Source organism: Arthrobacter sp. GAS37 (genome assembly GCF_044908325.1).
Taxonomy (GTDB): Bacteria; Actinomycetota; Actinomycetes; order Actinomycetales; family Micrococcaceae; genus Arthrobacter; species Arthrobacter ramosus.
In genome coordinates, this window is the sequence record NZ_JBIYDB010000001.1 from 432,928 (window position 1) to 451,592 (window position 18,665).

General features: G+C 64.0%; 19 protein-coding genes. 5 read left to right on the plus strand and 14 right to left on the minus strand.

Annotated elements, in window-relative coordinates; genetic code table 11:
* Positions 1-42 precede the first annotated feature (42 nt).
* Positions 43-339 (minus strand): co-chaperone GroES, encoded by a 297-nt coding sequence (gene groES / locus ABH924_RS02060; protein WP_133202308.1) that lies wholly within the window; start codon positions 337-339, stop codon positions 43-45.
* Positions 340-560: 221 nt separating this feature from the next.
* Positions 561-971 (minus strand): hypothetical protein, encoded by a 411-nt coding sequence (locus tag ABH924_RS02065; protein ID WP_404496497.1) that lies wholly within the window; start codon positions 969-971, stop codon positions 561-563.
* Between the two features lie 77 nt (positions 972-1,048).
* Between ABH924_RS02065 and ABH924_RS02070 the strand changes: the two genes are divergently transcribed.
* Positions 1,049-2,287 (plus strand): SAM-dependent methyltransferase, encoded by a 1,239-nt coding sequence (locus ABH924_RS02070; RefSeq protein ID WP_404496499.1) that lies wholly within the window; start codon positions 1,049-1,051, stop codon positions 2,285-2,287.
* Positions 2,288-2,310: 23 nt separating this feature from the next.
* Here the strand turns inward: ABH924_RS02070 and ABH924_RS02075 are convergent, their stop codons facing one another.
* The 3 genes from ABH924_RS02075 to ABH924_RS02085 form a co-directional block, all read right to left on the minus strand.
* Entirely contained in the window at positions 2,311-3,129 is an 819-nt protein-coding gene (locus ABH924_RS02075; RefSeq protein ID WP_234749146.1) for a shikimate 5-dehydrogenase, read from the minus strand.
* 50 nt (positions 3,130-3,179) lie between these two features.
* Positions 3,180-3,302 (minus strand): type B 50S ribosomal protein L36, encoded by a 123-nt coding sequence (gene ykgO / locus ABH924_RS02080; RefSeq protein WP_184740519.1) that lies wholly within the window; start codon positions 3,300-3,302, stop codon positions 3,180-3,182.
* A 66-nt stretch (positions 3,303-3,368) separates the two neighbouring features.
* A complete protein-coding gene (locus ABH924_RS02085; protein ID WP_404496502.1) occupies positions 3,369-4,529 on the minus strand; it encodes a GTP-binding protein in 1,161 nt (386 codons plus the stop codon).
* A 175-nt stretch (positions 4,530-4,704) separates the two neighbouring features.
* Between ABH924_RS02085 and ABH924_RS02090 the strand changes: the two genes are divergently transcribed.
* Positions 4,705-5,856 (plus strand): glutamate--cysteine ligase, encoded by a 1,152-nt coding sequence (locus ABH924_RS02090; RefSeq protein WP_404496504.1) that lies wholly within the window; start codon positions 4,705-4,707, stop codon positions 5,854-5,856.
* A gap of 34 nt (positions 5,857-5,890) precedes the next feature.
* On the opposite strand, the gene tsaD is transcribed toward ABH924_RS02090, so the two are convergent.
* From tsaD to ABH924_RS02125, 7 genes are all read right to left on the minus strand, one after another.
* A complete protein-coding gene (gene tsaD, locus ABH924_RS02095; RefSeq protein ID WP_404496506.1) occupies positions 5,891-7,000 on the minus strand; it encodes a tRNA (adenosine(37)-N6)-threonylcarbamoyltransferase complex transferase subunit TsaD in 1,110 nt (369 codons plus the stop codon).
* Positions 6,997-7,437, minus strand: a complete 441-nt coding sequence (gene rimI, locus ABH924_RS02100) for a ribosomal protein S18-alanine N-acetyltransferase (protein WP_268818876.1) — start codon at positions 7,435-7,437, stop codon at positions 6,997-6,999. Before rimI ends, tsaD begins: the two co-directional genes overlap by 4 nt.
* Positions 7,438-7,481: 44 nt before the next feature.
* On the minus strand, positions 7,482-8,153 hold the full coding sequence (tsaB, locus tag ABH924_RS02105; protein WP_234749137.1) for a tRNA (adenosine(37)-N6)-threonylcarbamoyltransferase complex dimerization subunit type 1 TsaB: 672 nt from the start codon (positions 8,151-8,153) through the stop codon (positions 7,482-7,484).
* Positions 8,153-8,728: a tRNA (adenosine(37)-N6)-threonylcarbamoyltransferase complex ATPase subunit type 1 TsaE gene (gene tsaE, locus ABH924_RS02110; RefSeq protein WP_404496570.1), complete on the minus strand. Its 576-nt coding sequence runs from the start codon at positions 8,726-8,728 to the stop codon at positions 8,153-8,155. Before tsaE ends, tsaB begins: the two co-directional genes overlap by 1 nt.
* Positions 8,729-8,754: 26 nt before the next feature.
* Positions 8,755-9,960, minus strand: coding sequence for an alanine racemase (gene alr / locus ABH924_RS02115; protein ID WP_404496508.1), 1,206 nt, complete (start codon positions 9,958-9,960; stop codon positions 8,755-8,757).
* 72 nt (positions 9,961-10,032) lie between these two features.
* Positions 10,033-11,139, minus strand: a complete 1,107-nt coding sequence (locus tag ABH924_RS02120; protein WP_404496510.1) for a carbohydrate kinase family protein — start codon at positions 11,137-11,139, stop codon at positions 10,033-10,035.
* A gap of 40 nt (positions 11,140-11,179) precedes the next feature.
* On the minus strand, positions 11,180-11,683 hold the full coding sequence (locus tag ABH924_RS02125; RefSeq protein WP_404496572.1) for a GNAT family N-acetyltransferase: 504 nt from the start codon (positions 11,681-11,683) through the stop codon (positions 11,180-11,182).
* A gap of 175 nt (positions 11,684-11,858) precedes the next feature.
* Here ABH924_RS02125 and mshA point away from each other — a divergent pair, with 175 nt between their 5' ends.
* The 3 genes from mshA (at position 11,859) to ABH924_RS02140 (ending at position 16,157) form a co-directional block, all read left to right on the plus strand.
* Positions 11,859-13,103, plus strand: coding sequence for a D-inositol-3-phosphate glycosyltransferase (gene mshA / locus ABH924_RS02130; RefSeq protein WP_404496512.1), 1,245 nt, complete (start codon positions 11,859-11,861; stop codon positions 13,101-13,103).
* Between the two features lie 167 nt (positions 13,104-13,270).
* A complete protein-coding gene (locus ABH924_RS02135) occupies positions 13,271-14,965 on the plus strand; it encodes a formate--tetrahydrofolate ligase (RefSeq protein ID WP_404496514.1) in 1,695 nt (564 codons plus the stop codon).
* A gap of 232 nt (positions 14,966-15,197) precedes the next feature.
* Positions 15,198-16,157 carry a DUF559 domain-containing protein gene (locus ABH924_RS02140; protein WP_404496516.1) on the plus strand — a complete coding sequence of 320 codons (960 nt, stop codon included), beginning with the start codon at positions 15,198-15,200 and terminating at the stop codon, positions 16,155-16,157.
* Positions 16,158-16,301: 144 nt separating this feature from the next.
* Here the strand turns inward: ABH924_RS02140 and ABH924_RS02145 are convergent, their stop codons facing one another.
* Both ABH924_RS02145 and mgrA read right to left on the minus strand, forming a co-directional pair.
* On the minus strand, positions 16,302-17,387 hold the full coding sequence (locus ABH924_RS02145; RefSeq protein WP_234749126.1) for an inositol-3-phosphate synthase: 1,086 nt from the start codon (positions 17,385-17,387) through the stop codon (positions 16,302-16,304).
* A 165-nt stretch (positions 17,388-17,552) separates the two neighbouring features.
* On the minus strand, positions 17,553-18,590 hold the full coding sequence (gene mgrA / locus ABH924_RS02150) for an L-glyceraldehyde 3-phosphate reductase (protein WP_404496518.1): 1,038 nt from the start codon (positions 18,588-18,590) through the stop codon (positions 17,553-17,555).
* Between the last annotated feature and the right edge of the window lie 75 nt (positions 18,591-18,665).

Consider the following 18,665-nt stretch of genomic DNA (forward strand, 5'->3'; position numbering starts at 1 on the left):
CGGAAGACGTCCGACTCGATCTGCGATGCGGGATCCAGGGAATTACTTAACGACGATTGCCAGAACGTCGCGGGCGGACAGAACGAGGTATTCGCTGCCGCCGGTCTTGACTTCAGTTCCGCCGTACTTGGAGTAGATGACGACGTCGCCAACGGTTACGTCGACGGGTACGCGGTTGCCGTTGTCATCGAAGCGGCCGGGGCCAACTGCAACAACTTCGCCTTCCTGCGGCTTTTCCTGTGCAGTGTCCGGGATGACCAGGCCGGAAGCCGTGGTCTGCTCTGCTTCGAGCGGGCGGACAACAATGCGATCCTCGAGAGGCTTAATGGAGACCGACACTCGGATCTCTCCTTTACGTGAGGTAGTACATGGACTATCAAACCAGGGGTGCCGTGGCGGCTTACCGTCGTCGCGGTGCCGGTAAGTGCCTGGCGGCATGATTAGCACCCGCCTAGGGAGAGTGCTAATCAAGACTCTATGTAAGCATTAGCACTCGGTCAAGGCGAGTGCCAGAATTCCGTCACGGGTGAACGTCCAAAGGGTGCTTCCGGCTCACACGCTCATTGCCCGGCGAGGTCGTCGAAGTCAACGTCCTCGCCGTCGTCGTACTCTTCCTTCGGTGCGGTTCCGCGGTTCAGGTAGAGCACGACGCCGCTTGCGAGCGCGACGACGCCGAACACCACCAGCCCGACGATCGCTCCGATGCGGGCACCGGTGTAGGTGTCACGGATGTCCCGGGCCTCATCCGTGGCGTCCTGGACGCTATTACCGGTCATCGAGTAGGTGGCCGCGTTGAAAGAGTCTAGGAAGAAAATAATGATCAACAGCGCGATGCAGACAACGGCAATCAAAGCACCCACGATGAGCGCAGGACGGGCATACTTGGAGAGATTTCCGGCGAATTGACGTTTATCCGGGGCAGAGGGAGAACCATTGGCGTCGTCGGGCTGGCGTACTGGGTTGTCTTCCATGGCATCAACCCTATCGGCCCGAGGGGTCCCGGATCCCTCCCGACCCCGTATGACGGGCGAGCACTAGGCTAGTTCCCATGGCTGACACATCCCCGGACCAGATTGCCCCCTTGCTGACAACGGAAGGTTGGGAACTGCTGGCGTCCTTGGGACCGTACCGCGATGGCGAAGCCTTCGCCCTGAATGCGCGCCTGCGCAAGGACGGCCACTCCCCCGCACTCGTTGCCGCCGTCCTCACCCAGTCCAGGCTCCGCACCCGGGCCGAGGCCAAGTTCGGCGAATTCGCCCGGCAGATGCTCTTCACCCAGGCCGGCCTGGAACAGGCCACCCGGCTCAATGTTGCAGCCAGGCATGCCGAACGCTTCGCCAAGGCGGGCACGCAGCACGTCGCGGACCTGGGCTGCGGGCTTGGAGCCGACTCCATGGCCATGGCGTCCATGGACATCAAGGTCACCGCCGTGGAACTCGACGAGACCACCGCCGCCTGCGCCACCATCAACCTCATGTCTTTCCCGCACGCAACGGTGGTGCACTCCGACGCCACGGCGATGCCCCTCGACGGTGTCGACGGCGTGTGGCTCGATCCGGCGCGCCGCACGACGTCGTCGTCGGGAACCAAAAGGATCTGGGACCCCGAGGCGTTCTCGCCGCCGTTGTCCTTCGTTGAATCGCTGGCCGCTACCGGCAAGTCCGTCGGGGTCAAGATGGGCCCGGGGATGCCACACGAATCGGTTCCGGCCGGCTGCGAGGCACAGTGGGTTTCGGTGGGAGGGGACGTTACGGAAGTAACGCTGTGGTTCAACGACGTAGCCCGTCCCGGCATCCGCCGCGCCGCGCTGGTGCTCGGGCCGCGGGGGGCAGCAGAGATCACCAGCGGCGAAGATTTCGACGGCGGCCCGGTGCCCGACGTCGGGCCCGTGGAGGGATTCCTGTACGAACCGGACGGCGCGGTGATCCGTGCGGGCCTGGTGGCCGACGTCGCGCTCCGGCTGGGCGGCCACTTGGTGGACCAACACATTGCCTATATTTGCGCTCCGGAGCTGGTGGAGACCCCCTTCGCCCGTGCCTACAAGGTCCTGGAAGTCATGCCGCTGAACGTCAAGGCCCTCAAGGCCTGGGTGAAGGCCAACGGCGTCGGTGTCCTGGACATCAAGAAGCGCGGCACCTCCGTCACCCCCGAAGAGCTGCGGAAACAATTGCTGCCGGCCGGAAAGAACTCGGCAAAATCCCGCGGCAACAAAACAGCCACCCTGGTCCTCACCAGGATCGGCGAGGAAAAGGTGGCTGTTGTGGTGGAGCCCGTAGCGGCTGCCTGAGCTGGTCTCTGACCCGCGGCGCCCTATTGGGAGCGCGTGAACTCCTCAGCCGCGGCCACTTGTTCCGGTGTCGGCGTGATGCCCGTGTAGAGCACGAACTGTTCGAGTGCCTGGATCGTGGCCACTTCAGCGCCGCTGATCACGGTCTTTCCTGCCGCACGGCCGGCCTTGATGAGCGGCGTCTCTGCAGGGAGGGCGACGACGTCGAACACTACCTGCGCGGCCGCCACCGCCGCTTCGGGGAAGGACAGTGAGCCGGAGTCAGGTCCGCCGGCCATGCCGATCGGGGTCACGTTGACGAGCACGTCCGCCGTCGACTCCCCTACTTCGGCTTGCCAGCCGAAGCCATAGAGCCCCGCGAGGGCTTGCCCGAGCTTTTCATTCCGGGCAACCACGGTGACGCGGGAGAATCCGGCGTCCCGGAACGCAGCCGCGGTGGCCTTGGCCATGCCGCCGGAACCGCGGAGCAACACGGACGACGCCGGGTCGATCGCGTTGCGCTCGATCAACTGGGCGATCGCGGTGTAGTCCGTGTTGTAGGCCGTCAGTACGCCGGCGTCGTTCACGATCGTGTTGACCGAGTCGATAGCGGCGGCCGAAGCGTCCATGCGGTCGACGAGGGCGATGACGTCTTCCTTGTAGGGCATCGAGACGGCGCAGCCGCGGATGCCGAGGCCGCGCACGCCGGCGATCGCGTTCGGGAGGTCGGTGGGAGCGAAGGCCTTGTAGATCCAGTTCAGGCCGAGCGCCTCGTAGAGGAAGTTGTGGAAACGCGTTCCGTTGTTGCTCGGCCGGGCAGAGAGAGAAATACAGAGCGTCATGTCTTTATTGAGGATCGGCATAACGGGGCTTCCTTCGCGTAGCGGGTTCTCTGCCCAGCCTAGACGGGGAGCTAGCCTTGGCGCGCCTTGAAGCGCGGATTCAGCTTGTTGATGACAAAGGTGCGTCCGCGCCGGCGGACAACTTGCGCGCCGGGGATCTTCTTGAGGGCACGCAGCGAATTCCTGACTTTCATGGGGTTCTCCTTCTGGGGTTTTGACTTGTTTGATTGCGGTTTTGTTCCACCGAGGCTGAAGCTCGGCTAAAGGGTGGATTCGAGTTCAAAAGGGTCCTCGAGTCCGGCGAAGCCGAGCCGCATCTCCGCTTCGCTCAGCGCGCATCCGTCCAGGAGTGCCCGGATTTCGGCGGCGTCGAGGTCTTCCCCTCGTCCGGTCACGGCCAGCACCGTGCCCCGGTCGCCGAAGCGGGGATGCCAGTCAAGGGCGGCGTCGACGTCGGGGAGTCCCTTTCCGTGCTGCAGGCCTTTGCCGTCGGGGACAGGGCCGGTGCCGGCGTCCGCGAGCCACTCGCCGGTGCTCTCGAGCCAGACGCGCGGCCCGATTCCCTGCACCGCGATCCGGACCTTGGCCGCCGAGGCAATCCACAAGCGGCCCCGCATCCAGTGGCATGCCTCGGCCAACTTGGGTAGCGCCTCCTGGAAGCGTCCTGGATGAAGCGGACGCTCCACCTTGTGGAGCACGGTCCGGAAACTCCCCGACTCCTCCTCGAGCGGAACCCTCACGGAACCACGACGAACCCTGGCGAGAGCCTCGGCGCCGTCGTAGCAGCCGGGGCGGAAGTCGTCGTCGCTCGCGGAAATGGCGGCGTGCGGCGCAAGCTGCCCGAGTAGTTCCAACCCTTGGGCCCAGGCCTCGCTTGAGTCCGGGCGCAAGCCTGCCAGCTCCGCCCCAAGACCGGCGTGCACCATGACGGTATCCGCGTGGCCCAATTCCCCGATGAGAAATTCTCCGCTGGTGCGCTCATCCTCGGGCATGGCCGTGAAGCCGGATTCATACAGCGTGTGCTTGTCCCAGATGTGGTCTTCCAGTCCGGAGGGATCGATCGCCAACACGGCGTTGTCGATGACGGCGGGCCGTTCCAGGCCGCGCTTGAGTTCCGCCACCGCCATGTCCACGGAGACACCGGGCGGCAGGCCCAGGACGATGTGGTCATGGCCGGAGGACGCGAGGCGTTCCGCCGTCGGGACAACATCGAGGCGGACCGTGCAGCTGAGGCAACCGTGTTCCAAAGTGGTTTGCCCCTGTTCTACCAGTTCGCCATTGCGGAAGATCCTTCGCAGGACGATGGAGCCGTCCAGGAGGTCGTGCAGGACCACGACCGAATCGCGGTGGGTCCACCCAAGCCTGGTGGTGGCTGCTTCGCGGCATTGGCTGTCCAGTGAGCTGACAACAGAAAGATGCATGCTTCATCTTAGATGCAAATCATTCTCATTAGCAAGCCGATTCGTTTTCCTGTTTTACCTCGCGGTACCCATCATGCGGTACCGTACCGCCCCTGCATTAGACTTGAGCCAACCGCTGACGGCCCCACGGCGGGCATTGCTCAGGGCGTTTTTGGCAAATACCGAGGGGACCCACGTGCAGATTGATTTCGCTTCATCCAGGCAGTCGACCCTGGGGGTGGAATGGGAGCTCGCGCTCGTCAACGCACGCACCGGCGAATTGGTCTCGGTGGCGAATGAGGTCCTGCGGGGCGTGGCATCGCGGCATCCGGACTTGAACGAAGACGACGAGCATCCGCACATCAAGCGGGAATTGCTCCTGAACACCGTGGAACTTGTCACGGGCGTGTGCAACACCGTCAAGGAAGCCAAGGAAGACCTCGCCCGCTCGCTTCAGGCCGTCAGGGAAGTCACCGACCCCATGGGTGTCGAGCTTTTCTGCGCCGGAAGCCATCCTTTCAGCCCGCCGCAGCTTCAGCCCGTCTCGGACAAAGAACGCTATGCCAAGCTCATCGACCGCACCCAATGGTGGGGACGGCAAATGGTCATCTACGGAGTCCACGTCCACGTCGGCCTGGACCGAAGGGACAAGGCGCTCCCCATCCTCGATGGCCTGGTCAACTACTTCCCCCATTTCCAGGCATTGTCCGCTTCGAGCCCGTTCTGGGGCGGCGAAGACACCGGTTATGCGTCACAACGTGCGCTCATGTTCCAGCAACTACCCACAGCAGGACTGCCTTTCCAGTTCCCCAGCTGGGCCGAATACGAGTCCTATGTCCAGGACATGTTCACTACCGGAGTGATCGACACCCTGTCTGAAATTCGCTGGGACATCCGTCCCGTACCGAACTTGGGCACCATCGAAATGCGCATTTGCGACGGCCTGGCCACCCTCGAAGAAGTCGGCGCTGTTGCAGCCCTGACCCAATGCCTGGTGGACGAGTTCTCCACGATCCTGGACAACGGCGGCAGCATTCCGACCATGCCGCCGTGGCATATCCAGGAAAACAAGTGGCGCGCCGCCCGCTACGGGATGGAAGCGATCATCATCCTCGACGCCGAGGGCAACGAGCAGCTCGTCACTGAGCACCTGAAGGAAACGCTGCTGCGCCTGGCGCCTGTCGCCGAGAAGCTGGGTTGCTCGGCGGAACTGGCCGACGTCGAAAAGATCATCGCCCGCGGAGCAGGCTACCAGCGCCAGCGCCGTGTCGCGGCCCAGCACGACGGCGATCTTCATGCGGTCGTCCAGGATCTCGTAGAGCAAATGCGGTCCGTGCCGACCGCCTAGCCCTGCAGTCAAGCCTCCGGCCGGGTTCCCGCGCCTACACCGAAACCGTGGTCACCGGCAGGGACGAATCCGGAGCGAACGCGACGCCGCTGGGACCGATTCCCGCCATGATGAGCTGGGAGCCCAAGGCAGCGACCATGGCACCATTGTCGGTGCAAAGTGCCAGCGGCGGCACATGCAGGGTGATCCCCGCCGCATCGCAGCGTTGCCCCGTAAGCTCACGGAGCCGGGAGTTGGCTGCAACGCCGCCGCCGAGCAGGAGATCCGTGATGCCGTTTTCCTTGCAGGCCAGCACGGCCTTGGACGTGATGACGTCCACTACCGCTTCCTGGAATGCAGCGGCGATATCGGCAACGGGAACGTCCTCACCGCGCGCTTCGAACTGTTCAACGCAGCGCGCGACGGCGGTCTTGAGCCCGCTGAAGGACCAGTCGTAGCGATGGGGTCCCGGCTCCTCGGCGGTTCCCATGTATTTGGGTTGCGTCAGGCCGCGCGGGAAGCGGATGGCCTTGGCGTTGCCTTGCTTGGCGAGTTTATCGATGGCCGGTCCGCCCGGGTAGCCGAGGCCCAGCAGCCTGGCCACTTTGTCGTAGGCCTCGCCTGCGGCGTCGTCGATCGTGGAGCCGAGCATCTCGACGTCGTCGGTGATGCTGCGGATGCGCAGGATTTCCGTGTGTCCGCCGGACACCAGCAACGCACCGAGATTCTCCGGCAGCCGACCGCCCGAACCGGGTCCGGTGCCACCACCCGCGGCGCCGTCAAGGAGCCCGACGCCGACATGGGCCACCAAGTGGTTGATCGCGTAGAGCGGCTTGCCCGTGGCAACTGAGAGCGCCTTGGCCGCACAGACACCCACCATGAGTGCGCCGGCCAAGCCAGGACCGGAGGTCACGGCGATGGCGTCAATATCGTCCAGCGTCACCCCTGCTTCGTGCAGGGCCTCCTGCAGCGTGGGAACAAAAGCGTCCAGGTGCGCACGCGAAGCGATCTCCGGAATGACGCCGCCAAAACGGACATGCTCATCCATCGAAGAGGACACCGTGTTGGTCAGCAGGGTGGTGCCCCGGACAATCCCGACGCCGGTTTCGTCGCAGGAGGACTCGATCCCCAGCACGAGCGGCTGGATGGTGGCGGGGTGGTTCATGCCGGTGTTCCTTCAGTCAATGTCAGCCTCATGATGAGGGCGTCCGTGCCGTCGCGGTAGTAGCGCCGACGGACGTGGATCTGCTCGAAACCGAAGCGCACGTACAGTGCCTGAGCTCGTGGATTGTCGGCACGGACCTCCAGGAGCACTTCCACCGCGCCGCGCCGTCGGGACTCTTCGATCAGTTCCGTGAGGATGGCGGAGCCAATTCCCTTGCCTTCGAATTCGGGCACCACGGCGATCGTCTGCACATCCGCGATCGGCTCGATACACATGAGCCCGGCGTAGGCCACAATCTGCCCGTCGGCTTCGGCCACCACGTAGCGGCGGGTATCAACCTGGGCAAGTTCGTCGAAGAACATCTGCATCGGCCAGGCGTCCACCGGGAAGAGCCGGCGCTCCAAGACCTCGACCGCGGTGACGTCGTCGGCGGTCATGTCGCGCAAGGTCACGCCGTCGAGCTTGAATTGGTACGAGGGGTTCACAGGGCACGCTTTCTAGGGCCCGGCACTTGCGCGTCGGATTCCCGCAAATACAAGGGTGTGGAATCCGGCAGTTCCGCGCCGGCCGTCAGGAGGGCCATCGCGAACTGACCCAACGAGGCGGCGTCGGGCTGGGTGGTGCTGAATTCCTCGTTCGCGTTGACGACGTCCGCGTAGATGCCGCCGCCGGCACCGAAGACGGGGAGATCGGGCAACTCCGAGGCGAACCCGACGTGCGGACCGTCCACGAGTTGCGGTAGCTGGCCATCATTGAGCGTGTAGCGCGCCCAGTAGACCTCCTTGCGACGGGCATCCGTGGCCACCAGGAACTCGGCCTGCGCCTCCGTTGACTCGGCCACTTCCAAAGCGATCGCATCCAGGCTCATGAGACCGAAAAGAGGTTTGTTCCAGGCAAATGCCAAAGTGCGGGCGGTTGCAATCCCTGAACGAAGGCCCGTAAACGGCCCAGGGCCAACACCGGTGACGATGAGGTCGATGTCCGCGCCGCTTACACCGGCGTCGGCAAGAAGCTTCTCAATGCCGGGAGCCAGGACCTCGGCATGGCTGCGGGTGTCCTCCGTGGCGAAGGACTCCACGACACCCTCCATGGCATCGTCCGAGATGAGTGCCGCACTCGCCACGGCCGAAGTATCAATGGCCAAGATCAGCATCAGGCGTTCTCCTCCAGTATTTCGGGCACGGCGCTCCAGCGAGGGCCAAAGCCGCGGAAAACGATGGCGCGGGGTTCGTCGTCGTCCTCCGGGTCGAAGTCCAGCACGGCGTCCTGGTCTGCTTCCGGGCGGGTTACCGCCCTCTCCGCGCCGCCCACTGTCCGGTGCATTTCGATGTCCAGGCGACTATCCGAAAGGTGTTCCACGCGTTCGCGCCCCCACTCGACCACTGTCACGGAGTTGTCCATCGTGTTTTCGAGGTCGATGTCGTCGATTTCCGCGGCGGACGCCAGCCGGTAAGCATCAACGTGGACCAGATCGGGGCCGCCGGGCCGCGGCCCGTCCGGCAGGTTGGGGTGGATGCGCACCAGGACAAACGTGGGCGAGATGACGCCGGCACGGACGCCCAGTCCTTCGCCGAGTCCCTGGGTGAAAGTGGTCTTGCCGGCACCGAGTTCGCCTGTCAGGACCAGCAGGTCACCGGGCTCAAGGACCCCGGCGAGCGCCGAGCCCAAAGCGTGCGTCTGCTCCGCCGTCGCGACCTTGACGGTCCGTTCCCACAAGGCCTCACGCAACGGGGTCTTATCAATCGGGGCCCCGCTCACCGGGCATCCGCCCCCGGGGTCTCGTTGATGTAGATGCGCGGGACGCGCGGACTGATGCGGGTGACAATCTCATAGTTGTTGGTTCCCGCGGCGGCGGCCCAGTCGTCCGCCGTCGGGCCGCCGTCGGCGCCGTCACCAAACATGACGGCTTCGGCGCCCAGCCAGGCGGCTTCGTCGGTCACCGCGTTTCCCAGGTCGATGACCATCTGGTCCATGGCGATCCGGCCCACAACGGGGTAGTTGACCCCGTTGACCCGGACCGGTCCGCCGGTGGCGACCCGCGGCACGCCGTCGGCGTATCCGAGCGGGATCAGGCCCAAGGCGCTCTCACCGGGCGTCCGGTAGTTGAGTCCGTAGGACACGCCCTGGCCTTCGGGCACCCGCTTGCAATTGGAAACGAGGGTGCGCACTGTCATGGCGGGGCGGAGACCAAGTTCCGCGGAGTTTTGTCCTTCGAAAGGGGACAGTCCGTAGAGCCCGAGCCCCACGCGGACGAGGTCGAAGTGGGCATCCGGACGCGAAAGCGTGGCGGGCGTGTTGGCCAGATGCCGGACCTCGGTGTCCACTCCGGCGTCCTCGGCCACGGCAATTGCTTCCCGGAAAGCTGCCAACTGCTCATCGGTCTCGGGACGGTGCGGTTCATCGGCCACGGCCAAGTGCGAGAAGATGCCCACCACGCGTAGGAGGCCCTCGTCCTGGTACTCCATGGCCTGGCCCACCAATTTGTCCCATTGGGCGATGGTGGAGCCGTTGCGCCCCAGGCCGGTGTCAACCTTGAGGTGGATGCGGACCGGTCGTTCCTGTTCGCGTGCCGCGGCGACCACCGCGTCCAGCTCCCAGCCGGATATCCCGACGTCGACGCCGGCGGCGACTGCCGCCTGGAAGTTGCTTTGGGTGGTGTGCAACCAGGCGAGCATGGGGGCGTCAATTCCAGCAGCGCGCAGCGCCAAAGCCTCCGAAATATGGGCAACGCCAAGCCATCGGGCGCCGGCTTCAAGGGCTGCCCGCGCCACCTGCACCGCACCGTGCCCATAGGCGTCGGCCTTCACGACGGCCATGACGGTTGCGGGCGAGGCGATAGCCACGAATTGGCGTACGTTGTGCCGGATGGCGTCCAAGTCGATGACGGCTGATCGTTCGAGGACCGTTGCCGAACCCGATTTCGTCGAGGGCTCGAAACTGGCAGCTGCTTCGTAAGTCACCCTCACGATTCTAGTGCCGCGACGGCGTGCGGGTTGACTGGGGTGAGCGGGTCGACTGGAGGTAAGCGCCGCTCAAGCGTCCGAGTTGTGGGCGATCGTTGCTGTTGCACGACGTTGGGCCCCGGGCGGGACATCCGCCACAATGTCCTCGAGGAAAGCGAACCGTTTGAGCCACTGGCTGGACTGCCGCTCCCTCCGGGCGTTCGCTCGCTGCCACCAATCGGCGATGTCTCCCCAACCAGGCGCAGCAAGCGAGCCACCCACTTCCTGCACCGCCAGCGAGGCGCAAAGGTTGGCAAAACGGAGCCGGTCTCCCAAAGGCCATCCAGCCAGGCAACCCACAACAAACGCCGCACCGAAGCAGTCGCCCGCTCCTGTGGGGTCGTACGCCGTCACGGGAAGGGACGGCACCCACTCCTCCTCGCCGGTTTCGGAATCCACGGCCATGGCTCCCTGCGCTCCCAACGTCACTACAGCCACCGGAACCCGGTCGGCGAGCGTGTAGAGCGCAGACCATGGGTTGTCCTTGCCGGTGAAGGCCATTGCTTCCCGTTGGTTCGGCATGAAGGCGTGGAAATTGCTGAGCTGGTCCAGCCGCTTCGACGACCACTCTCCCGTCGGATCCCATCCGGCGTCGCCAAAGAGTTTGACGCCGGCTTTCCTCGCCGCCAGCATCCAGGGTTCTGGCTCCTCGCCGAGATCCGCGACGGCGGCGAGGGCCTTGGGCGGATCGCCAATCAGTTCAGAAGCGCTCATGGGCGAGGGATGTCCGTGAGTGACCATGGAACGATCCTGATCCACGCACAAGGAGACGGTGACCGGGGAATGCCAGCCCTCGAACCGCCTGGACAGGGAGAGATCCACGTGCTCCTGGCTTTCCAGGATCCGCCAGTTGAAGTCCCCGTATCCGTCATCCCCGAAGGCCGCCGCGAGGCTGGTCCGCAGCCCAAGCCGGGCAGCCGCGATGGCCTGGTTGGCCACGCCGCCGGGGCAGGTCCCCATGCCTTGGCTCCACACTTCGGTTCCCGGTTCAGGGCTGCGGTCCAGTCCGGTAAAGATAATGTCCTGGAACACGGTGCCCGTCAGCAGGAGATCGCAGCCTGAATCGGCCCCGTCCTCCCCCGCATCCACCCGGATAGCGGCGAGGGGGTCGAATCCAGTCCTGGGCGTTACGTCCATGCACCGCAGACTACGCCGCGGCCACGATTGTGCAAAGCTTTCAGAGCTCCTGGTACATGACGTGCAGCCCCACGTAGCCAAGGGTCGGATGCTGGAAGGCCTCGGGGATAGTCGCCAGAATGCGGAAGCCCATGGACTGCCACAGGCCCACTGCGCGGACGTTGCTTTCGACGACCGCGTTGAACTGCATCGCCTTGAACCCGGCATCCCGGGCGACAACCAAGGAATAGGCACAAAGTGCTCGGGCGATTCCCTGCCCGCCGTGATCGGCATGGACCATGTAGCCGGCGTTGGCTACGTGGCTTCCGCCGCCGCCCTGGTTGGCGTGCAGTTCACCGGTACCCAGCACGTCGCCGTCGCGCACTGCCACAAAGGTCAGGCCGGGCGCTTCCTTGAACCATTTGATCCGGGCAGCTTCTTCGGAAGTGTCGCGGTCCCAGGTGAAGGTCTCCCCTGCCCGGATCACGGGTTCCAGGACGGCCCAGATCCCGGGCCAGTCGCTTGCCCGGGCGGGCCGGATCTCGTAGCTAACGGCCGCCGACATTCCTGCTTCGCTGTTTGAGTGGCTCACCTCCGTTACGGTATCAGCCCGCCGTGCACTGCCTGCCCCTCGGGCCGGCTGCAATGCCAGGGAGGTCAGGAGTAGTGTTTTCGCTGGGACGCAGAGGATTTATCGCTTTGCGGGGCTTGTTGAATTGCGTTGGATATAGGAGGTAGCGGTGTCGTTGATCCGTCGCGTTGCCTTCCTGTCACTCCACACTTCGCCCATGGAGCAGCCGGGTTCGGGCGATGCGGGCGGCATGAATGTCTACGTCCGGGCGCTGGCCATCGCGTTGGCGGATCTCGGCGTGGAGGTAGAGATCTTCACGCGTTCGACGTCCGCCGAGCAGGCCGCCGTCGAGCATCCCGGTCCGGGTGTCTGCGTCCACAACGTCTTGGCGGGCCCGCCCCGGAAACTGCCCAAGGAGGAACTTCCCGAGCTCCTCCACGCCATGGTTGCCGAAGTCGAGAGGATCCGGCAGCGGCAACCGCACGGCCGTTACGACGCCATCCATTCGCACTACTGGGTGTCCGGTGTGGCCGGCCTTGAACTCTCCGCATTGTGGAACGTGCCGCTGATCCACACGATGCACACGATGGCGAAGGTCAAGAACCTGGTGCTCGAATCCGGCGAGCGGCCCGAACCGCGAGTGCGTGAAGACGGCGAACAGAGGATCGTGGATGGAGCCACGCGCCTCGTGGCCAACACTCCCGCCGAAGCCCAGGAGCTTGTATCGCACTACAACGCCGATTTCGACCATATCGACATCGCTCCCCCCGGCGTTGACCTGACCGTGTTCACTCCCGCGTTCCGGGCCCGGTCCCGCGCCGAGCTTGGCGTGCGGCCCGGCAGTTTCCACCTGCTCTTCGCCGGACGCATCCAGCGGCTCAAAGGCCCGCAGGTTTTCATCGAAGCTGTTGGCATCCTCCGCAAGAGGCGGCCCGACATCGACCTCGAACTGACCATCCTGGGCGCCTTGAGCGGCGCCAAGGACTTCAATCTGCAGTCCTTCATTACGGCCGCGGGGCTCGACGACGTCGTAACGCACCGCGCGCCGGTCAAGGCGCCGAAGCTGGCGGGCTGGTTCCGTTCGGCCGACGTCGTCGTGATGCCTTCCTTCAGCGAATCGTTCGGGCTGGTTGCCCTTGAGGCGCAGGCCTGCGGCACCCCGGTGGTGGCTACCAACGTGGGCGGCCTGTCCCGTGCCGTTGCCGACGGGCGGACGGGTATTTTGGTTGACGGCCACGATCCATCCCGCTGGGCCGACGTCATCGAAGCCCTGTACGACGATCCCCGCACCCGCGAAGACATGGGCCGTGCCGCTGCCGTTCATGCGGAGGCCTTCGGCTGGCACAGGACAGCAGCCATCACGCTCGAGAGCTACCACGCAGCCATCGGTGCGGTCCTCGTCCGCCCAAGCTAAACCCTCGCTCACTTATAAGGGCAATTCCCCAAACGCTCGCTCACCTATAAGGGCAATTCCCCAAACGCTCGCTCACCTCTGAAGTCAATTCCCCAAACGCTCGCTCACCTCGGGGACCCGACTGATAGATTGTCGCGGACAGTGTTCCCGCGGAGTTGAGGACAAGGATGTCTGAAAACAAGATCTTGAGCGACCTTGAAATTGCCCAGAACGCAGCGATACGTCCCATCGAGGAGATCGCGGAGCGTGCCGGGATCAACGTCGATGCATTGGAACTGTACGGCCGGTTCAAGGCGAAAATCGATCCCGCCAAGCTCCGTCTCCCAGATGCCAAACGCGCAGGCAAGATAGTCCTCGTCTCGGCCATGTCTCCGACGCCGGCGGGTGAGGGAAAATCGACAACCACGGTAGGCCTCGCCGATTCCTTGGCGCGGGCCGGTCACCGGGTGATGATCGCGCTGCGCGAACCGTCCCTTGGACCGATCCTGGGTATGAAAGGAGGAGCGACCGGTGGCGGCTACTCCCAAGTTCTCCCCATGGACGAGATCAACCTGCATTTCACCGGCGACTTCCACGCGATCACCTCGGCCAATAACGCCCTCATGGCCCTCGTGGACAACCACATCTTCCAAGGCAACGAGCTCAACATTGATCCCCGCCGCATGACCTTCAAACGGGTCCTTGATATGAACGACCGCTCGCTGCGCGAGGTCATCATTGGCCTGGGCGGACCCGCTCAAGGAGTGCCGCGACAGGACGGTTTCGACATAACCGTCGCCTCCGAAATCATGGCCGTCTTCTGCCTCGCGACGGATTTGGATGATCTTCGCGAGCGCCTCGGCCGCATCACTTTCGGATACAGCTATGACCGGCGGCCGGCCACCGTGGCCGATCTCGGTGTCCAGGGTGCGCTGACCATGCTGCTGAAGGACGCCATCAAGCCGAATCTCGTGCAGACCATCGCAGGAACCCCGGCCCTGGTGCATGGCGGCCCGTTCGCCAATATCGCGCACGGCTGCAACTCGCTCATCGCCACACGAACGGCCCAACAGCTCGCGGACATCGTGGTCACGGAAGCGGGATTCGGCGCCGACCTTGGGGCCGAAAAGTACATGGACATCAAGTCGCGCATCGCAGACGTGGCGCCATCCGCCGTCGTCGTCGTCGCGACTATCAGGGCTCTGAAGATGCAGGGCGGCGTCCCGAAGGAGCTTCTCAAGGAGCCGAACGTCGAAGCGCTCGCTGCCGGCGTCGAGAACTTGAAACGGCATGTGCACAATGTCGAGAAGTTTGGCGTCACACCGGTTGTTGCAATCAATAAATTCGCGACGGACACAACAGAAGAGCTCGAATGGCTACTGGCTTGGTGCGCCCAGGAGGGAGTGCAGGCGGCTGTGGCGGATGTCTGGGGCCGCGGTGGAGGGGGCGACGGCGGTGATGAGCTCGCGGCGAAGGTCGCCGCGGCGGTGGCGGCAGCAGCGCCGTCGGACTTCCGCCATTTGTATCCTCTGAGCCTGTCTGTGGAGGACAAGATCCGCACGATCGTACAGGAAATCTACGGCGCCGACGGAGTGGAGTTTTCCGTCCCCGCGCTCAGGCGCCTGGCGGACATCCGGAAAAATGGCTGGAGCGGAATGCCGGTTTGCATGGCCAAGACACAGTATTCATTCACCGACGACGCCTCCCAGTTGGGTGCCCCCAAGGGGTTCACGGTGCACGTGCGCGAGCTGATTCCCAAGACCGGGGCGGGCTTCATTGTCGCGCTGACCGGTGCCGTCATGACCATGCCCGGTTTGCCCAAGGAGCCCGCCGCGATGCGGATGGACGTCGATGAGCACGGCAATCCGGTCGGCCTCTTCTGACGCTCGCTCACGTATGTGGCACTTTCGAGGAACGCTCGCTCACCTATAGGGCAATTTCGAGGAACCCTCGCTCACCTATAGGGCAATTTCGAGGAACCCTCGCTCACCTATAGGGCACTTTCGGGAAACGCTCGCTCACCCATGGCCCCCGAGGACGACAAGATCTACAGCCGAATCCCGAGCCTGTGGATAACTTCTGCAGGCACCCGCCCATTTGCGCAACAATGCGGGTATGCGAAACGAGTTTGCCCTTCCCGCTGAACTGCTTTCAGGACCTTTCACGCTCGCCCAGGCCCAAGCCCGAGGTGTCCCGCGCGATCGCCTGCTTCGCGCCGACGTCGAACGCGTCAGCCGAAGCCTCTACCGTCCGATCGGCTGGGACTTCAATCTTGAGTCCGCCGCCCGTGCGCTGTCGGCCGCTACCTCCGGGGCCTGGATCTCCCATGTGACGGCAGCGCGCCTTCGCTGTTCCTGCCTTCCGCCTTGGCTTGCCGATTCAACGGAGCTGCACCTCAGCAAGCCGCGATCGGTGCCTGGAGCGCGCCGCAAAGGGGTGATCGGGCATAGGGTGATCGCGGCCGAGAACGAGGTCGAATCGGTTGATGGAATACGGATCAGCACGCGCCCCCGCACTTGGCTGGACATGGCCCGGCTGCTGCCTTTGAACGACCTCGTCTGTATGGGCGACGAGCTGATTCGCGTACCCCGCCAGGCGCTGGAAGGACGAGACACACCGTTCGCGACCCTTGAAGAACTGCGTGCCCTGGTGGAGCGGCATCCAAATTTACAAGGCGTCGTGCGGGCCCGGCAGGCGCTCGAACTGATGCGCGTGGGCGCGGATTCCGCGCCTGAGTCCCTGCTTCGCTTGGCTATGCTGGACGCTGGAATCCCCGAACCCGAACTTCAACTCAAGTTGCGAAGTGACGATCCGTTCTCGCCGTCGGCCGACTTGGGGTTCCGCCAAAGGCGGGTCGCCATTCAGTACGACGGCGGCCATCACCTCGCGGAGGCCCAGACACTCAGTGATCGACGCCGGAACAATGCCTTCGAAACAGCGGGATGGACCGTCCTCGTGTTCCGCAAGGACGATTTGGCGGATGGTTTCGAGCTGGCGACCAAGAAGATCAAGAAGGCACTGCGATCGGCGTGGGTCGATCCCGCCGTCGCATCCGGCTTTGCAAGCTCCGTGTAGTGATTGAACGTTAGACGACGGACGCCCGCTCACGTATGTAGGTGAGCGAGCGTCAGTCAAAAACCCCACATAAGTGAGCGAGCGTCAGTCAAAAACCCGATATAAGTGAGCGAGCGTCCGGGAGGGCGGGAGGAAGAAGCGGAGTTAGCGCTCGACGTCGCCTCGGATGAAGGCCTCGACCTTGTCGCGGGCGAGGTCGTCGTTGAACTGCTCCGGCGGGGACTTCATGAAGTAGCTGGAAGCGGAGAGCAGCGGGCCGCCGATGCCACGGTCCAGGCCGATCTTGGCGGCGCGGATGGCGTCGATGATCACGCCGGCGGAGTTCGGGGAGTCCCAGACCTCGAGCTTGTACTCGAGCGACACCGGGGCATCGCCGAAGTTGCGGCCTTCGAGGCGGACGAACGCCCACTTGCGGTCATCGAGCCAGGCGACGTAGTCGGACGGGCCGATGTGGACGTCGTCGGCGTGCAGGACGGCCTCGACGTTGGAGGTCACGGCCTGGGTCTTGGAGATCTTCTTCGATTCCAGGCGGTCGCGCTCGAGCATGTTCTTGAAGTCCATGTTGCCGCCGACGTTGAGCTGGTACGTGCGGTCCAGCGTGACGCCGCGGTCTTCGAAGAGCTTGGCCATGACGCGGTGCGTGATGGTGGCACCGATCTGGCTCTTGATGTCATCGCCGACGATCGGCACGCCGGCTGCGGTGAACTTGTCGGCCCATTCCTTGGTACCCGCAATGAAGACCGGCAGGGCGTTGACGAAGGCAACACCGGCGTCGATGGCGCACTGCGCGTAGAAGTGCGCGGCGTCCTCGGAACCGACCGGCAGGTAGCAGACCATGACGTCGGCCTTGGATTCGCGCAGTGCGGCGACGATGTCCACTGCCTCTTCCGGGGCCTCGACGATGGTCTCGCGGTAGTACTTGCCCAGGCCGTCCAGGGTGTGGCCGCGCTGCACGGTCACGCCAGTGGAGGGGACATCCGCGATCTTGATGGTGTTGTTCTCGCTGGCGCCGATGGCGTCAGCGAGGTCGAGGCCGACCTTCTTGCTGTCGACGTCGAAGGCAGCGACGAACTGGACGTCGTTGACGTGGTATTTGCCGAACTCAACATGCATCAGACCCGGAATTGTGGCCTGGGGGTCGGCATCGCGATAGTAGTGGACACCTTGGACCAGCGAAGCGGCGCAGTTACCTACGCCGACAATGGCGACACGAATCGGATGTGAAGACACGGAACTCCTTTGAGAACTAACCTCAGGTGCCTAGCGCGTCCGTACCTGAATGTACGACGGCGTCTTAAAGGCACAGCGCCATTCGGCGCTCTTTGCATTGTAGCCAACCCGAACGGGGCCGGCTTTGTTCCCAGCCGGCCCCGTTCGTGTATTAAGTTTCCGAATCTACTTCTGCGCCCACAGGTTGATGTCGGATTCGACGGCGAACTCGTCGATCGCCGTCAGTTCCTCTGACGTGAAGTCGAGGTTGTTGATCGCGGACACGGTGTCCTCGAGCTGGGCCACGCTCGACGCCCCGACAAGCGCGGAGGTCACAGGCGAACCCTTGGGCTGCTCGCGCAGGATCCAGGCGATAGCCATCTGGGCGAGGGTCTGGCCGCGTCCTTCGGCAATGGCGTTCAAACCACGCACCCGGCTCAGCTTTTCCTCGGTCAGCGCTGATTCGGACAGGAACCGTTCCTTGGCGGCGCGTGAATCCGCGGGGATTCCGTTCAGGTACCGGTTGGTGAGCATCCCCTGTGCCAGCGGGGAGAAGGCGATGGATCCTGCGCCAACCTGGTCAAGTGTTTCGTAGAGGTTGGGCGAACCGTTCTCGGTCCAGCGGTTCAGCATGGAATAGCTGGGCTGGTGGATGAGAAGCGGCGTGCCCATCTCCTTGAGAATCCGGGCGGCCTCGAGGGTCTGCTCCGGGGTGTAGGACGAGATTCCGGCATAGAGCGCCTTGCCGGAACGGACTGCGTGGTCCAGGGCGCCCATGGTTTCTTCCAGCGGGGTTTCGGGATCGGGACGGTGGCTGTAGAAGATGTCCACGTAGTCCAGTCCCATGCGCTGAAGCGACTGATCAAGGCTGGAGAGCAGGTACTTGCGGGAGCCCCATTCCCCGTAGGGGCCGGGCCACATGTAGTAACCGGCCTTGGTCGAAATGACGAGTTCGTCGCGGTACGGCGTGAAGTCGTCCTTCAGGTGGCGGCCGAAGTTCGTTTCAGCCGATCCGTCCGGCGGACCATAGTTGTTGGCAAGGTCGAAGTGGTTGACTCCCAGATCGAACGCCCGCCGCAGGATGGCGCGCTGCTCTTCGAAACGCTTGTCGTCGCCGAAATTGTGCCATAGTCCCAACGAGATCGCGGGAAGTTTGAGGCCGCTGCGTCCGACGCGACGGTAGGGCATGGTTTCATAGCGGTTTTCCGCAGCCGAATAAGTCATACCTACCATCCTGCCACCGCCTTCGAGCCTCGAAGCGCGATGTCCGTCATGTGGGCGCGGTCACTTAAGGCGCAC

Bases quoted from the DNA above. Each gene is read 5' to 3' on its own strand.
- ABH924_RS02075 (WP_234749146.1), bottom strand. From the start codon at position 3,129: ATGCCGATCCTCAATAAAGACATGACGCTCTGTATTTCTCTCTCTGCC.
- tsaB (WP_234749137.1), bottom strand. From the start codon at position 8,153: ATGCTGATCTTGGCCATTGATACTTCGGCCGTGGCGAGTGCGGCACTC.
- ABH924_RS02070 (WP_404496499.1), top strand. From the start codon at position 1,049: ATGGCTGACACATCCCCGGACCAGATTGCCCCCTTGCTGACAACGGAA.
- ABH924_RS02140 (WP_404496516.1), top strand. From the start codon at position 15,198: ATGCGAAACGAGTTTGCCCTTCCCGCTGAACTGCTTTCAGGACCTTTC.
- ABH924_RS02135 (WP_404496514.1), top strand. From the start codon at position 13,271: ATGTCTGAAAACAAGATCTTGAGCGACCTTGAAATTGCCCAGAACGCA.
- ABH924_RS02125 (WP_404496572.1), bottom strand. From the start codon at position 11,683: ATGTCGGCGGCCGTTAGCTACGAGATCCGGCCCGCCCGGGCAAGCGAC.
- ABH924_RS02085 (WP_404496502.1), bottom strand. From the start codon at position 4,529: ATGCATCTTTCTGTTGTCAGCTCACTGGACAGCCAATGCCGCGAAGCA.
- tsaD (WP_404496506.1), bottom strand. From the start codon at position 7,000: ATGAACCACCCCGCCACCATCCAGCCGCTCGTGCTGGGGATCGAGTCC.
- mgrA (WP_404496518.1), bottom strand. From the start codon at position 18,590: ATGACTTATTCGGCTGCGGAAAACCGCTATGAAACCATGCCCTACCGT.
- rimI (WP_268818876.1), bottom strand. From the start codon at position 7,437: ATGACCGCCGACGACGTCACCGCGGTCGAGGTCTTGGAGCGCCGGCTC.
- ABH924_RS02120 (WP_404496510.1), bottom strand. From the start codon at position 11,139: ATGGACGTAACGCCCAGGACTGGATTCGACCCCCTCGCCGCTATCCGG.
- ykgO (WP_184740519.1), bottom strand. From the start codon at position 3,302: ATGAAAGTCAGGAATTCGCTGCGTGCCCTCAAGAAGATCCCCGGCGCG.
- ABH924_RS02065 (WP_404496497.1), bottom strand. From the start codon at position 971: ATGGAAGACAACCCAGTACGCCAGCCCGACGACGCCAATGGTTCTCCC.